12 protein-coding genes are annotated in these 13,406 nt (G+C 73.6%); 9 read left to right on the top strand and 3 right to left on the bottom strand.

The genetic code is table 11. The annotated features are described in order from the left end of the window. The first annotated feature begins 16 nt into the window (after positions 1-16). On the top strand, positions 17-1,072 hold the full coding sequence (locus ACGFIR_RS24325; RefSeq protein WP_393002613.1) for a ferrochelatase: 1,056 nt from the start codon (positions 17-19) through the stop codon (positions 1,070-1,072). 77 nt (positions 1,073-1,149) lie between these two features. Further along, entirely contained in the window at positions 1,150-2,709 is a 1,560-nt protein-coding gene (locus ACGFIR_RS24330; RefSeq protein ID WP_393002615.1) for a serine/threonine-protein kinase, read from the top strand. Between the two features lie 114 nt (positions 2,710-2,823). On the opposite strand, the gene ACGFIR_RS24335 is transcribed toward ACGFIR_RS24330, so the two are convergent. Beyond that, positions 2,824-3,618 (bottom strand): hypothetical protein, encoded by a 795-nt coding sequence (locus ACGFIR_RS24335; RefSeq protein ID WP_393002617.1) that lies wholly within the window; start codon positions 3,616-3,618, stop codon positions 2,824-2,826. A gap of 264 nt (positions 3,619-3,882) precedes the next feature. Between ACGFIR_RS24335 and ACGFIR_RS24340 the strand changes: the two genes are divergently transcribed. Then, a complete protein-coding gene (locus ACGFIR_RS24340; protein ID WP_393002619.1) occupies positions 3,883-4,695 on the top strand; it encodes a DUF3097 domain-containing protein in 813 nt (270 codons plus the stop codon). A 102-nt stretch (positions 4,696-4,797) separates the two neighbouring features. Here ACGFIR_RS24340 and ACGFIR_RS24345 read toward each other — a convergent pair whose 3' ends face one another. Further along, positions 4,798-6,114 (bottom strand): serine hydrolase domain-containing protein, encoded by a 1,317-nt coding sequence (locus ACGFIR_RS24345; RefSeq protein ID WP_393147338.1) that lies wholly within the window; start codon positions 6,112-6,114, stop codon positions 4,798-4,800. A 111-nt stretch (positions 6,115-6,225) separates the two neighbouring features. Here ACGFIR_RS24345 and ACGFIR_RS24350 point away from each other — a divergent pair, with 111 nt between their 5' ends. From ACGFIR_RS24350 to ACGFIR_RS24375, 6 genes are all read left to right on the top strand, one after another. Continuing rightward, positions 6,226-6,699 carry an NfeD family protein gene (locus ACGFIR_RS24350; protein ID WP_393002623.1) on the top strand — a complete coding sequence of 158 codons (474 nt, stop codon included), beginning with the start codon at positions 6,226-6,228 and terminating at the stop codon, positions 6,697-6,699. Between the two features lie 4 nt (positions 6,700-6,703). Continuing rightward, positions 6,704-7,810 (top strand): SPFH domain-containing protein, encoded by a 1,107-nt coding sequence (locus ACGFIR_RS24355; RefSeq protein ID WP_393147340.1) that lies wholly within the window; start codon positions 6,704-6,706, stop codon positions 7,808-7,810. A 146-nt stretch (positions 7,811-7,956) separates the two neighbouring features. Then, positions 7,957-8,751, top strand: coding sequence for a hypothetical protein (locus ACGFIR_RS24360; RefSeq protein ID WP_393147342.1), 795 nt, complete (start codon positions 7,957-7,959; stop codon positions 8,749-8,751). A gap of 153 nt (positions 8,752-8,904) precedes the next feature. After that, entirely contained in the window at positions 8,905-11,121 is a 2,217-nt protein-coding gene (locus ACGFIR_RS24365) for a transglycosylase domain-containing protein (protein WP_393002639.1), read from the top strand. A 111-nt stretch (positions 11,122-11,232) separates the two neighbouring features. Then, on the top strand, positions 11,233-11,796 hold the full coding sequence (locus tag ACGFIR_RS24370) for a dihydrofolate reductase family protein (RefSeq protein WP_393002641.1): 564 nt from the start codon (positions 11,233-11,235) through the stop codon (positions 11,794-11,796). A gap of 93 nt (positions 11,797-11,889) precedes the next feature. Beyond that, the gene (locus ACGFIR_RS24375; protein ID WP_393002941.1) at positions 11,890-12,744 is read left to right on the top strand and encodes a TrmH family RNA methyltransferase; all 855 of its coding nucleotides are present in this window, start codon (positions 11,890-11,892) and stop codon (positions 12,742-12,744) included. On the opposite strand, the gene ACGFIR_RS24380 is transcribed toward ACGFIR_RS24375, so the two are convergent. After that, positions 12,741-13,340: a hypothetical protein gene (locus tag ACGFIR_RS24380; RefSeq protein ID WP_393147344.1), complete on the bottom strand. Its 600-nt coding sequence runs from the start codon at positions 13,338-13,340 to the stop codon at positions 12,741-12,743. The two genes, ACGFIR_RS24375 and ACGFIR_RS24380, sit on opposite strands and share 4 nt — an antisense overlap. Positions 13,341-13,406: the final 66 nt, after the last annotated feature.

Genomic DNA, 13,406 nt, shown 5'->3' on the forward strand with positions numbered 1-13,406 from the left:
CGGGAAGAATGGGCCCATGGCGTACGACGCGGTGGTCCTGGTGTCCTTCGGCGGACCGGAGCGGCCCGAGGACGTGTTGCCGTTCCTGCAGAACGTGACCCGGGGGCGAGGGGTGCCGCCGGAGCGGCTGGCGGAGGTCGCCGAGCACTACCAGCACTTCGGGGGCGTCTCCCCGATCAACCAGCAGTGCCGGGAGTTGCTCGCGGCGATCCGGGAGGACTTCGCCGCCAACGGCGTAGACCTGCCCGTCTACTGGGGCAACCGGAACTGGCACCCGATGCTCGCCGACACCGTGGCGCAGATGCGCGACGACGGAGTCACCCGCGCCCTGGCATTCGTGACCAGCGCCTACGGCGGCTACTCCTCCTGCCGGCAGTACCAGGAGGACATCGCCGCCGCCCGCGCGGCCGTCGGCCCGGACGCGCCGCCGATCGACAAGCTCCGCCAGTTCTGGGACCACCCCGGTTTCGTCGAGCCGCACGCCGACGCCGTACGGGCGGCGCTCGGCCAGCTCGACCCCGCGAAGCGGGACGGCACCCGGCTGGTGTTCACCGCGCACTCGGTGCCGAACTCGATGGCCGCCAACGCCGGCCCCCACGGCGGCCGGTACGAGGCGCAGCTCGCCGAGGTCGCCCGGCTGGTCCACGCGGCAGCCGCCCCGGACCTGCCCTGGGACCTGGTCTGGCAGAGCCGCTCCGGCCCGCCGCAGGTGCCGTGGCTGGAGCCCGACGTCAACGACCACCTCCGTACGCTGGCCGAGGCCGGCACCACCGCCGTGGTGGTCAGCCCCATCGGGTTCGTCTCCGACCACCTCGAGGTGGTGTGGGACCTGGACACCGAGGCGCGCCAGACGGCCGGACAGGTCGGCCTGGACTTCGTCCGGGCCGCGACCCCCGGCACCGATCCCCGGTTCGTGGCGATGGTCCGCGAGCTGGTCCTGGAGCGGACCGAACCGGACGGGGTCCGACTGCGCCGCCGTCTCGGCGAACTGCCGATGTGGGACACCTGTCCCACGGCCTGCTGCGTCCCGGCCCGCCGCCCGACGACCGCCCCCGGGCACGGGCACGGGTGACCCCGACCGCAGCATGAGCCCCGACTTCGCCGCCGTCGATGTTCGTCGATGGGCGTGCCGCCGCTATCGTTCCGGGCGTGGCGGAGGAGCGGCGTACCTTGGCGGCCGGGCGATACGTCCTGCGGACCGAGCCGGTCGGCAGCGGCGGCATGGGGGTGGTGTGGCGGGCTGAGGACACCCTGCTGGACCGCGAGGTGGCTGTGAAGGAGTTGCTGCTGCCCGCAGGCCTGAACGAGTCCGAACGCCTGGCGCTCCGGGAGCGGGCGATCATCGAGGCGCGGGCGGCCGGGCGGCTCAACCATCCCGGCATCGTGACCATCCACGACGTCCTGCTCGAGGATGGTCGCCCCTGGATCGTGATGGGCCTGGTCGACGGCCCGTCACTGCACACCGTGGTGTGCGAGGACGGGCCACTGAGTCCACGGCGGACCGCGGAGATCGGCGCGGGTCTGCTCGCGGCTCTGAAGGTCGCCCATGACGCCGGCATCCTGCACCGTGACATCAAGCCGCAGAACGTCCTGCTGGACCGGGACGGGCGCGCCGTGATCACTGACTTCGGGATCGCCGCGGTCGTCGGCGCCACCCGGGGCCTCACCGGGACCGGCTCGGTGCTGGGCACGTTGGGCTACGTACCGCCGGAGCGGCTGACCGGCCGGGGCGCCGAGCCTGCGTCGGATCTGTGGTCGCTCGGCGCGACGCTGTACTTCGCTGTCGAGGGCCGGCCCGCGTACGACACGGACGACCCGGCGGAACTGATCGCCGCCGTGCTGAGCCGTGACCCCGCGCCGGCTGAACGCGCAGGTTCGCTGAACCCGACGCTGCTCGGCCTGATGGCGCGCCGCCCGGACGCACGCCCGTCTGCGGAGGAGGCCGCGGCGCGCCTGCGGGAGGTCGCCGCCGGCGTCACGGCCGACAGCCGGCTGACGGTTCGCGTGACCCCGCGGACCGCGAGGCTGAGCGGGTCGTTGCCGCCTGCAAAGGGCGGTACGCGTGCCCGGCGGTTCTCCCGCGCGCGGATTGCCGGCACGAGCGGCATCGCCATGCTCGCGTCAGCCGGCCTGTTGGCGGCGGGCTACGCGCTCGCGCTGGCCCGGGTGGACAGCGGGGAGACCGTCGGGGGCGGGGCGACCGGCAGCCCGTCGGCCACGGTGACCCCGTCGTCGTCCGGATCGCCGGCGGCCAGAGGGTTCACGGCGTCGCCGAACGCGTGCCTGTACCTGACCGATCATCCCCGGGTCATCGCGCCGTTGGTACCCAGAGCGAAGCTGTGGGCGATGCACAAGTCCACGAACAGCTGTTCGTGGGAGCCCAGCCAGGAACCCGACGGGGAGATCACCCGGCTCAGCGTGGAGGACCCCCTGCTCCCCGCGAACCTGGGGGGCTGCCCCACGGAGGGCGAGCGGCTTCCCGGCATCGGGGACGAGGGCTACATCTCGGAGGAGACAGACCTTGACGCGTACGGCTGGCACGAACGCGACGTGCGGGTCTACTTCCGCGTCAGCAACCTGGGGGTGTGCGTGAAGTACCGGACGGCGTCCCGGGCGTCGATGCCGCCCTCCGCCAAGGCCGAGGTGACCGATTTCGCGCGCGTCCTGGACCGGTGGGCAGCACAGGCCCTCGACGATCGCGGCAACTGAGTGCCGGCGCGCCCACGGTAGCCACGACCGAGTGCCGGTACCCGCTGCTGAGTGGCGGCGACACGGTCGTGGCGGGTGGGTGCCGGCGGTCGTGGCGACTGGGTGTCGGTGTCGTCAGGGGCGCAGCGGGGCGTTGCAGGCGGCGACCAGAGCCTGCCGGCAGGCGGTGGTGAGGGGGCGCAGGGCGGCGTCGCGCTGCTGGGCCTCGTAGTTGTTGATCGCGCCGCCCGGCGCGGCGTGCCCGGCCAACGCGAGCACCCGGTCGAGCACGGCGGCCCGGGCGAAGAGCCGCCGTGCCCGCGGGTCGAATCCGGGCGGCAGGTCGGTGGCGCCGTCCGGCCGGCGGAGCGCCTCCAGCGCCCCGGCCAGCTCGGGCCGCCATTGGGCGACGTCCAGCCGGGTCAGCGCGGCGGTCGTGTCGGCCAGGGCCGCCGCCAGCTCGGCCTCGGCCTCGGCCGCGCCGGGCAGCACGAGGGAGGCGGCCGGGGCGTCGGCCGGCAGCGGGTAGACCCGCCAGAGCACCGTCTCGAAGGTGTCGCCGGATCCGGACGTGTGCCTCCGTACGTGCGGGATCAGTCCCAGGCCCCCGGCGACGACCGCCTCACCGGCGACCAGCGCCGCACCGGCGAAGTCGCCCGGACCGGGCAGCCCGCGCGGGTCCCCGGGGGCGGGCAGCACGAGCCGGATCTCGTCGGGCGAGAGCTTCGCGAGGGTGGGCAGCGCCTGGGGCAGAGGGACGTCGGTCCAGGTGCCGGGCGCGTCGGCGACCAGGTGCTCCTCGTCGCCGGCGATGGCGTCGCCGAGCTCGTCGAAGGGCACCAGCCCGGCGCGCCAGGCGCGTACCCAGGCAACGAACCGGCTGGACCGGCGCGGTGTGAGAGTGGCCGCGCCCGCTGCGGGGGTGGACATGCCGAAAGGGTACGTGGTCACCGCCGCCCCTGTCTCGACTGCCGGCCCGCCCGCTCTCCTTCCCGCCGATCATGCAGTTGTGGTGGGCGGATCGTCGATCTCTGCCCCTTTTGCGGACCACCACGACTGCATGATCGCCGCGGCGGGTGGGGCGGGGCGGGTGGGGAGGGGAGAGGACTGCGGGTGGGGGGAGAGGGGAGGGCTGGGGTGGGGTGGGCGGCGTGTCGGGTGCGGGGGTGGGGGTGGAGGGTTAGCTTGATCGGCATGGGGCGGCGGTATGGCGACGACGTGTTGGCGGGGGACTGGCGGCGGCGGAAGGTCACGCCCGAGGTGGACGCCGAGCCGGACCTCGTGGTCGAGGACGCCGACTCGGGCTTCTGCGGCGCGGTGGTCGGCTTCGAGGCCGGTGCGGTCGTGCTGGAGGACCGGCACGGACGCCGGCGCAACTTCCCGCTGCTGCCGGCGGCGTTCCTGCTCGACGGGCAGCCGGTGACGCTGCGCCGACCGAGCCGCGCCCCGGTGCCGGCGGCCCGCCGCCGTACGGCCTCCGGCTCGATCGCCGTCGACGGCGTACGCGCGCAGGTCGCCAAGGCCAGCCGGATCTGGGTGGAGGGCGTCCACGACGCCGCCCTGGTCGAGCGGATCTGGGGCGACGACCTGCGCGTCGAGGGCGTGGTGGTGGAGCCGCTGGACGGCATCGACGCGCTCGACGCCGAGGTGCGCGACTTCGCCCCCGGGCCCGGCCGTCGCCTCGGCGTGCTCGTGGACCACCTGGTTCCCGGCTCCAAGGAGAGCCGGATCGTCGCGAAGGTCACCTCCCCGCACGTGCTCGTGACCGGGCACCCGTACGTCGACGTGTGGCAGGCGGTCAGGCCGGCCGCGCTGGGGATCGCCGCGTGGCCGGTGGTGCCGCCGGGGCGGCCGTGGAAGGAAGGTGTCTGCGCCGCGCTCGGGGTCGCCGAGCCCGCGGACATGTGGCGGCTCATCCTCTCCCGGGTCGACAGCTTCGCCGACGTGGAGACCCCGCTGATCAACGCGATGGAGCGCCTGATCGACTTCGTCACCGAGCCGGCCTGAGCGCCGACGCGGTGTCCCGCCGCCGACGGAGCCGCCGTCGGGCACCCCGGCCGCGGATGGAGCCGCCGTCGGACACCCGGCCGACGGCGGCTCCGTCCGCCGTCAGGGCTCCTGGTCGGGGGTGCGGGTGAAGACGAAGGTGGCGATGTCGAGCGCCACCGCCCGCCCCGCCTCGTCGCGCAGGACCGCCAGGATCTCGCCGTTCTCCGGGCCGGAGCGACCCCGCCAGCGGTCCGGCCCCTGCGGGACGAACCGGCTCATCCGCTCGCCGCGCACGTGGGCGACCAACTCGCCCGCGACCGCGTCCCAGGTGAGGTCGAGCGGCGCCCCCATCCACCACCAGCGGCCGGCCACCTCGTCGAACTCCGTGGGCGGGGCGGCGGTGGCCGGTCGCCAGGGCTGCGGCAGGGCCGGCTCGGCGTCCAGCACGGTGGTGAGGACCTGCCGCGCGACGCTGCCGATCGCGCCGGTGCGGAAGCCGTACGAGTTGGCGAAGCCGATCACGCCGGTGCGGGACGGACGGTGCACCGCCAGGGCGGCCACGTAGCCGGGCATCGAGCCGCCGTGCCCGACGTAGACCCGCTCGCCCTGCCGGTAGAGCTCCAGGCCGAGGCCGTGCCCGCCGGTCCACGTGTCGACGTCGCTGATCGACACGGGGACGCACATCTCGGTCAGGGTGTCCGCCGCCAGCACCTGCGGGGCCGGTTCGGCCAGGAAGGCCGCCCAGCGGGCCAGGTCCTCGGCCGTGGACCAGAGCTGCCCGGCCGGCGCCATCGCCCCGGTGTCGGTACGCGGCTCCTCCCGCAGCGTGTCGTGCCAGGGGTGCACCACGTAGCCGCGGGCGAACGGCTCGGTGGCCGCGTACGTGGTGCGGCGCATGCCGAGCGGCTCCAGCACGCGCTGGCGCAGCAGTTCGGCCCAGGGGGTGCCGGTGATCCGTTCGAGCACCCCGCCGAGCAGCCCGTACGCCAGGTTGGAGTAGTGGTAGACCCGGTGCGGGGGATAGGCGATCTTCTCCGCGCTCACCCCGGCGAGCAGGGTCGTCAGGTCCCCGACCTCGGCGCGTTCCCACCACTGCCCGTCGGGCTCGCGCCGCAGGCCGCTGGCGTGGCCGAGTAGCTGCCGCAGGGTGACCGCGCCGACGCCGGTGCCGGGCAGGTGCCGCTCCAGCGGGTCGTCCAGGGCCAGCCGACCCGCGTCACGCTCCTGCATGACCAGGGTGGCGGTCATGGTCTTGCTGATCGACCCGAGGCGGTACTGGAGGTCGGCCTCGGGGCGCGGGTGCTCGCCGGCGGTGGCGAGGTGCGTCAGCGCGCCGTCGCGCACCACGCCGATCAGCAGCGACGGCGTACGGCCGGCGGTCTGCGCCTCGGCGACGAGGGCGTCGACCTGGCGGGCGGTCTCGGGTAGCAGGGACACGAGCTCTCCTCGAAGGATTCCGGCGCCGCCGGGGGTGACCGTCGGCGTGCCGCCGAGCTTACTGATCTTCGTGAGTGGGCTCCACGTGCTTTGACGTGTCACGATCGGGGGGTGGACGCCGTGCTGTGGATCGTGCTGGGTGTCGTTCTGGCGGTCGCTGAGATCTTCACGACGACGCTGTTTCTGATCATGTTCGCGGTCGGGGCCCTGGCCGCCGCGGGAGCGGCGGCGCTCGGTGCCCCGGTCGAGGTGCAGGCGATCGTCTTCGCCGCGGTGTCGGCGTTGACGGTGCTGGGCGTGCGGCCCACGCTGCGCAGACACCGCCGCTCGGCGCTCGAGAGCGGCGAGCAGCCCTTCGGCGTGGAGGCGATCGAGGGCAGCACGGCGCTCGTGCTGGAGCAGGTCGACGCCGGGCGGGGCATGGTGAAGATCGACGGCGAGCTGTGGCAGGCCCGCTCCTACGACGCGAGCCAGCACTTCGCCCCCGGCGAACGGGTGCAGGTGATCCAGGTGCGGGGTGCGACCGCCCTGGTGTGGCGGGACGACGTTTCTCCTTCCGGGGAGCTACCCGAAGCGAAAAGGTGAGTACATGGAACTTGTGATCCCGGTCCTACTGATGGCCATCGCGTTGGTCGGGGTGATCACCCTGGCCAAGGCGGTGCGGATCGTGCCGCAGCAGCGCCAGGACGTGGTGGAGCGGCTCGGCCGGTACAAGCGCACCCTCAACCCGGGGCTGAACATCCTGGTCCCGTTCGTCGACGCGGTGCGTACCAAGGTCGACATGCGTGAGCAGGTGGTCAGCTTCCCGCCCCAGCCGGTGATCACCTCCGACAACCTGGTGGTCTCGATCGACACGGTCCTCTACTTCAAGGTCGTCGACTCGGTCCGGGCCACGTACGAGATCTCGAACTTCCTCCAGGCCATCGAGCAGCTCACCGTCACCACGCTGCGGAACGTGATCGGCTCGCTGGACCTGGAGCGGGCGCTGACCAGCCGCGAGGAGATCAACCGGCACCTGTCCGGCGTGCTGGACGAGACCACCGGCCGGTGGGGCATCAAGGTCACCCGGGTGGAGATCAAGGCGATCGAGCCGCCGCCGAGCATCCGCGACTCCATGGAGAAGCAGATGCGCGCCGAGCGGGACCGCCGGGCGGCGATCCTGAACGCCGAGGGGCACAAGCAGTCGCAGATCCTCACGGCCGAGGGTGAGAAGCAGGCCGCGGTGCTGCGCGCCGACGGTGACCGGCAGGCCCGCATTCTCCAGGCCGAGGGCCAGGCGAAGGCGATCCGTACGGTGTTCGACGCGATCCACGCCGCGAACCCGAGCCAGAAGGTGCTCGCCTACCAGTACCTCCAGGCCCTGCCGCAGATCGCCAACGGCACCGCGAACAAGGTCTGGATCGTGCCGGCCGAGCTGACCAAGGCGCTGGAGGGCATGGGCGGCGCGCTCGGCGGGCTGAGCCGGATGGTCGGCGACGAGCCGGCGCCGGAAGCGGCCGGCAGCGCGAGCGAGGTGGAGCGCGAGGCGGCCGAGGCCGCGCAGGCCGCGGCGGCCGCCGCGCAGCAGATCCACGACGAGGTACGCGTCGCCGAGGCGCAGGCCACCGGCGGCAAGCCGCAGGGGCTGCCGGCACCGGAGCCGGTCTCCCCGGCGAGCCTGCTCAACGACCCGGCCGACCAGCGCGAACGGGGCTGACCGGGTCCGGGCGGTCGCTCGGAAATGCGAGAAAGACTCATGTGGCGCTCCGTCGCCTGCCACCATCGGTCCTAGGACGGGCGGTGAGCAGGCATCGGGGCGCCCCGGCGCGTCCCGCGCCGCTCGTCGGACGAGCGAGGTGACGCATGAACGATCCGGCGAAGCGGGCGTGGTCCTCGACCCCGGTCCCCGGTGCGCACGATCCCGTCGGGCCGCTCGGCAGTCGGCGTACCGGCGGGGGGTTCGGGGTGCTGCCCTTCGTCGAGCCGACATCGGTCGCGCCGGCCACGAACGCCACCTGGGCCTGGTCGCTGCGCCGGCTCGCCCGGGGCGCGGTGTGGCTGTTGCCCACGTACGCCATCCTCTACGCCGTCGTGGCGATGGCCAGCGACGGCGGGGTGGGCAACGACCCGTACCCGGCCGACGGCCGGCCCCTCTACCTGGTGGGCTGGGTGGCGGCGGTGTGGCTCGGCCTGCTCGCCCTGCTGGCGCTGACCGGGCTGCTCGCGGCCACCCGCAGTCGCCGGGCGGCCGTCGCCGGCCTGCTCGTCTCGATCGCCGGCACGGTGCTCATGCTGCCCTTCGCGGGGCTGGCGGAGCAGACCCCCGTCTTCGGCACCACCGCGCGCATGCTCGTACTCGTCGGCGCCACCTGCTACAGCCTGGGCTGGCTGCTGACCGGCTGGTCGGTGGCCCGCTCCGGGATGTTCAGCATCGGCGACGGCGTCATGCTGATGATCGCCGCCCCGCTGCTGGGCCTCGGCGGCGCGTTGATCGGCTCGTTGCAGACCTTCGGCGCGATCTTCGTGCTGATCGCCGGCATCGGCGTCGGCTACCGTTCCGGCCGCCTGGTGCCCCGCGACATCGCCCGCGACGCGGCCAGTGCGAGCCTCGCCGCCGCCCCGGCCGCTCCCGGCCCCAACGGCCCGCTGCCCACCTGACCCGCCCCCGCTGCGGGATTGCTGGGCCGCCTGGGGTCCCTGGTGTCGGCGAGGCGGCTGAGATGAGAAACCGCTGGTCGCAGGCGGTGAATTTGCTGACAGCAGGCCTCCGGGGCTCGCCGATTGGCGGCTTTCGCGGCAATCCTGAATAGCATGGCCCCACCCCGCCCGCCGCTGTCGCGGCTGTTCACCGTGCTGCTCGCCGGCGTACTCGCCGGCCTGGTCCTGGCGGTCGCCGCGCTGCCGGGCAACCTGCTGCTCGGATTCGCCGCCAAGGCGGCGGTCGGGTCGTACGCGGCGCTGCCCGAGGCGCTGCGGACCCCGGCCACGCCGCAACGCTCCTACCTCTACGCCAACGACGGCAAGACGCTGATCACCACGTTCTACGACGTCAACCGCACCGACGTACCGCTGGACGAGATCGCCCCGGTCATGCGGCAGGCGATCGTGGCGGCCGAGGACCGGCGGTTCTACGACCACGGCGGCGCGGACCTGCGCGGGCTGCTGCGGGCCGTGGTGTCGAACGTCTCCGGCGGCGGGCAGCAGGGCGGCTCGACGCTGACCATGCAGTACGTCCGCAACGTGCTCAAGACCGATCCCGGCCGCACCGCCGAGGAGCGCGCCGCGGCCACCGAGCAGACCGTCGGACGCAAGATCCAGGAGATCCGGTACGCCATGGCGCTGGAGCAGCGCCTGAGCAAGGACGAGATCCTCAACCGCTACCTGAACATCGCGTACTTCGGCTCCGGGGCGTACGGCATCGCGGCGGCCAGCCAGCGCTACTTCGCCAAGGCGCCGGCGGAGCTGACCCTCGGCGAGGCGGCGCTGCTCGCCGGGCTGGTGCAGTCGCCGGAGGCGTACAGCCCGATCAACGGCGACCCGGACGCCGCGCTGGAGCGGCGCGGCTACGTGCTGGACTCGATGGTCTCCACCGGCGCGATCAGTGCCGAGGAGGCCGCGCGGGCCAGGGCCGAGAAGCTGACGCTGCGCCCCACGGCCCAGCCCAACGGCTGCACCGCCGTCGCCCAGGGCCACGACGACTGGGGCTTCTTCTGCGACTACCTGCGGCAGTGGTGGCTCGCGCAGCCGGAGTTCGGCGCGACCGTCGAGGAGCGGGAGCAGGCCCTGCGCCGCGGCGGCTACACGGTGGTGACCTCGCTGGACCCGCAGGTCCAGGCCACCGCGCAGAAGCAGGCCACGAGCGTCTACTCCTACGACAACAAGCGCGCCCTGCCGATCGCCGCCGTGGAGCCGGGCACCGGCCGGGTGCTGGCGATGGCGGTCAACCGGCACTACAGCCTCGACGCCAACCCGGACGGGCAGGCCAACCACCCGAACACCGTCAACCCGCTGATCTCCGGCGGCGACAGCGTGGACGGCTACCAGGCCGGCTCGACGTTCAAGCTCTTCACCATGCTCGCCGCGCTGGAGGCCGGCAAGCCGCTCTCCACCGGCTTCGACGCGCCCGGCCGGCTGCCCACCCGGTACGCCGCCGAGGGCGAGGGCAGCTGTGCCGGCCGGTGGTGCCCGGCCAACGCCAACCCGGAGTGGATGAACGGCTACCGGATGATGTGGGACGGCTTCGGCCGCTCCGTGAACACCTACTTCGTCTGGCTGGCCGAGCAGGTCGGCCAGGAGAAGGTGGTGGAGATGGCGCAGCGTCTCGGCATCACCTTCCGGGCCGACGCCGACGCCGCCTTCGCCGAGAACGACGCCGCCAACTGGGGCTCGTTCACGCTGGGCGTGGCCGCCACCACCCCGCTCGACCTGGCGAACGCGTACGCCACCGTGGCGGCCGAGGGCGTCTACTGCGCGCCGCTGCCGGTGGTCTCGGTGACCGCCCCGGACGGCGAGAAGGTGCCGGTCGGCGACCCGTCCTGCCGGCGGGTGCTCGACGCCGACGTGGCCCGGGCCGCCACCGACGCCGCCCGCTGCCCGGTCGGCCAGCAGTCCACGCTCGCGCAGTGCAACGGGGGCACGGCCACCTCGGTGAACCGGATCCTCGACGGTCGGCCGGTGGCCGGCAAGACCGGTAGCTCGGAGAAGAACGCCACCGAGACCTTCGTCGGCTTCACCCCGCAGGTGGCGGTCGCCGGCATCGCCGCCAACCCCGACGACCCGACCGACTCGGTGGGCGCGGCGGTGCAGGCGAAGGTGATCGACGCGGTCGCCCGGGTCATCGGCACCGCCGTCGACGGTGAGCCGGAGAAGGCCTTCGCCGCCCCGAGCCGCGAACTGGTCGGCGATCCGCGCCGCCCGGTGGAGCGCCCGCAGGTCGAACAGCGCCGCCCGGCCGAGGAGCGGCGGCAGTCGCCCTCGGACGACCAGCGCCAGTCCGACCTGCGCCGCTGGCTGGAACGCCGCGGCTGACGGCCGACGGTTCCAAAGAATTTCCGCCCGAGGATGTCAGATACGGCGGTGCCGCTCCGACCATCGAGGGAGGACGCCCACGAGGGGCGTCGGGTCCGGGAGGAGCAGCGCATGCGGGAGATCGTCTACGGGGTGCACCAGTCGCTCGACGGGTTCATCGAGGGGCCGAACGGCGAGTTCGACTGGCCGCAGATGGGCGACGAACTGTCCGCGTACTCGCTGGCGCAGTGCGAGAAGGTCGGCGGTTTCCTCTACGGCCGCCGGGTCTGGGAACTCATGGCCGACTACTGGCCGCAGGTCGAGTCGATCTCCGACCACCCGCACGACCTGGCGTTCGCGCCGATCTGGCGGCGTACGCCGAAGGTGGTCGTCTCGCGCACCCTCACCGCGGCCGACCACGGCGCGCAGGTGGTCGGGGGTGCCGACCTCGGCATGGAGGTCGCCGCGCTCAAGGAGCAGCCGGGCGGTGACCTGCTGCTCCTCGGCGGCGCCGGGGCCGCCGGCGCGCTGACGACCCTCGGCCTGATCGACGAGTACCAGATCTTCGTGCACCCGGTGGTGCTCGGCGGCGGCAAACCGGTCTTCGCGCCCAGCGAGCGGATGGGCCTGCGCCTGGTCGACTCGCGGACCTTCGACGGCCGGTCGGTGCTGCTGCGCTACCGCCGGGCGGACTGACCCGACGGACTCCGGCGTCACGCGGTGGTGGTCTCGGCGACCCCCGCCCGCCACCGCGTCGTCCGGCCCCGGCCCAGCCCGGCGGCAGCGTCGCTGGCGGCCCGAGGGTGGCCGTGGCGCGTCCGGCAGAATCGTCGGGTGCCCATCCACCAGATCACCGACCCCGACGACGACCGGATCGCCGACTACCGCGCGCTGACCGACGTCGAGCTGCGTACCCGCTGGGAACCGCCGCACGGCCTGTTCATCGCCGAGGGGGAGCTGGTGCTGCGCCGGGCGCTGCGGGCCGGCTACCCGGCCCGGTCGTACCTGGTGGACGCCAAGCGGGTCGACCAGCTCGCCGACCTGGACACCGGCGACGCCCCGGTCTACGCCGCCACCCAGGACGTGCTGCAACGGGCCACCGGCTTCCACGTGCACCGGGGCGTACTGGCGTCGTTCCGGCGCAAGCCGTTGCCGGCCGCCGCCGAGGTGCTGGCGGCGGCCCGGCGGGTGGTGATCCTCGAGGACGTCAACAACCACACCAACCTGGGTGCCATCTTCCGGGCGGTGGCCGCGCTCGGGGTGGACGCCGTGCTGCTCTCGCCGACCTGCGCCGACCCGCTCTACCGGCGCAGCGTACGGGTCAGCATGGGCGAGGTCTTCGCGATCCCGTACGCGAAGCTGGAGCCCTGGCCGGACGCGCTCGGCGACGTCCGCGCGGCCGGTTTCACGGTGCTGGCGATGACCCCGGCGCCGGACGCGATGCCGATCCAGCGGCTCGACGCGGCGCAGCGGGCCCGGGCGGCGCTGCTCATGGGAGCCGAGGGCGCCGGACTGACCCGGGCGGCGATCGACGCCAGCGACGCGCGGGTGGTGATCCCGATGCGGCGTGGCGTGGACTCGCTGAACGTGGCCGCCGCCACCGCCGTGGCCTGCTGGGAGCTGGGCCGCGACGATCCGGTCTAGGTCGGGCGCCCGGTGGGTTCGGCGATCCAGGGCGACCCCGCCAGCTGGGCGCCGTCCAACGTTCGCGGATCCAGACTCCAACGCCCGGCGAGCGTGAGCACGGTCTCCTCGTCCGGCCACGGGTCGTCGTCATCCTCGTCCCACGAGTCCCACCAGTCGTCGTCGGGGACGAAACCGACACCGAGCGCTTGTTCCTCAGGGGTCGGCTCACCTGCGTGGAACAGCACCTCGCCACGTTCGCCGAGGTAGGCGTATGCGCGGTCCACGACGCCGCCGTTCGCGCGTCCCCAGCCGTGGTATTCCACCACGCGGTGCGTCCCGAAGTACTGGACCTCGCCCAGGGACGCGCTCAGGCGCGCCAGCCACGGCCCGAACCGACTGTCGTCGGGGGCCCGCACCTCGATGGAGGCGGCGAGCGTCCAGCCCTCGACAGGCGGGGTCAGCAGCCACGCGCCCGCGTAGGCGGCCGCCACCGCGTCCTGCCACGTCGCAGGTGAGAGCGGGCCGAGACCCAACGACGCGGCCACCGACTCGGCGCTTCGGAAGCGCACCGCGAGCCACTCGATCTTGTACCCGAACCCGACCCCGGTTTCCATCGCCAGAGGTTATTCGGGGAGGAATCACCCCAGCAAGACTCGTTTGCGGACCCGGCCGAAACCGGC

This window comes from Micromonospora sp. NPDC049051 (assembly GCF_043197575.1).
Taxonomy (GTDB): Bacteria; Actinomycetota; Actinomycetes; order Mycobacteriales; family Micromonosporaceae; genus Micromonospora.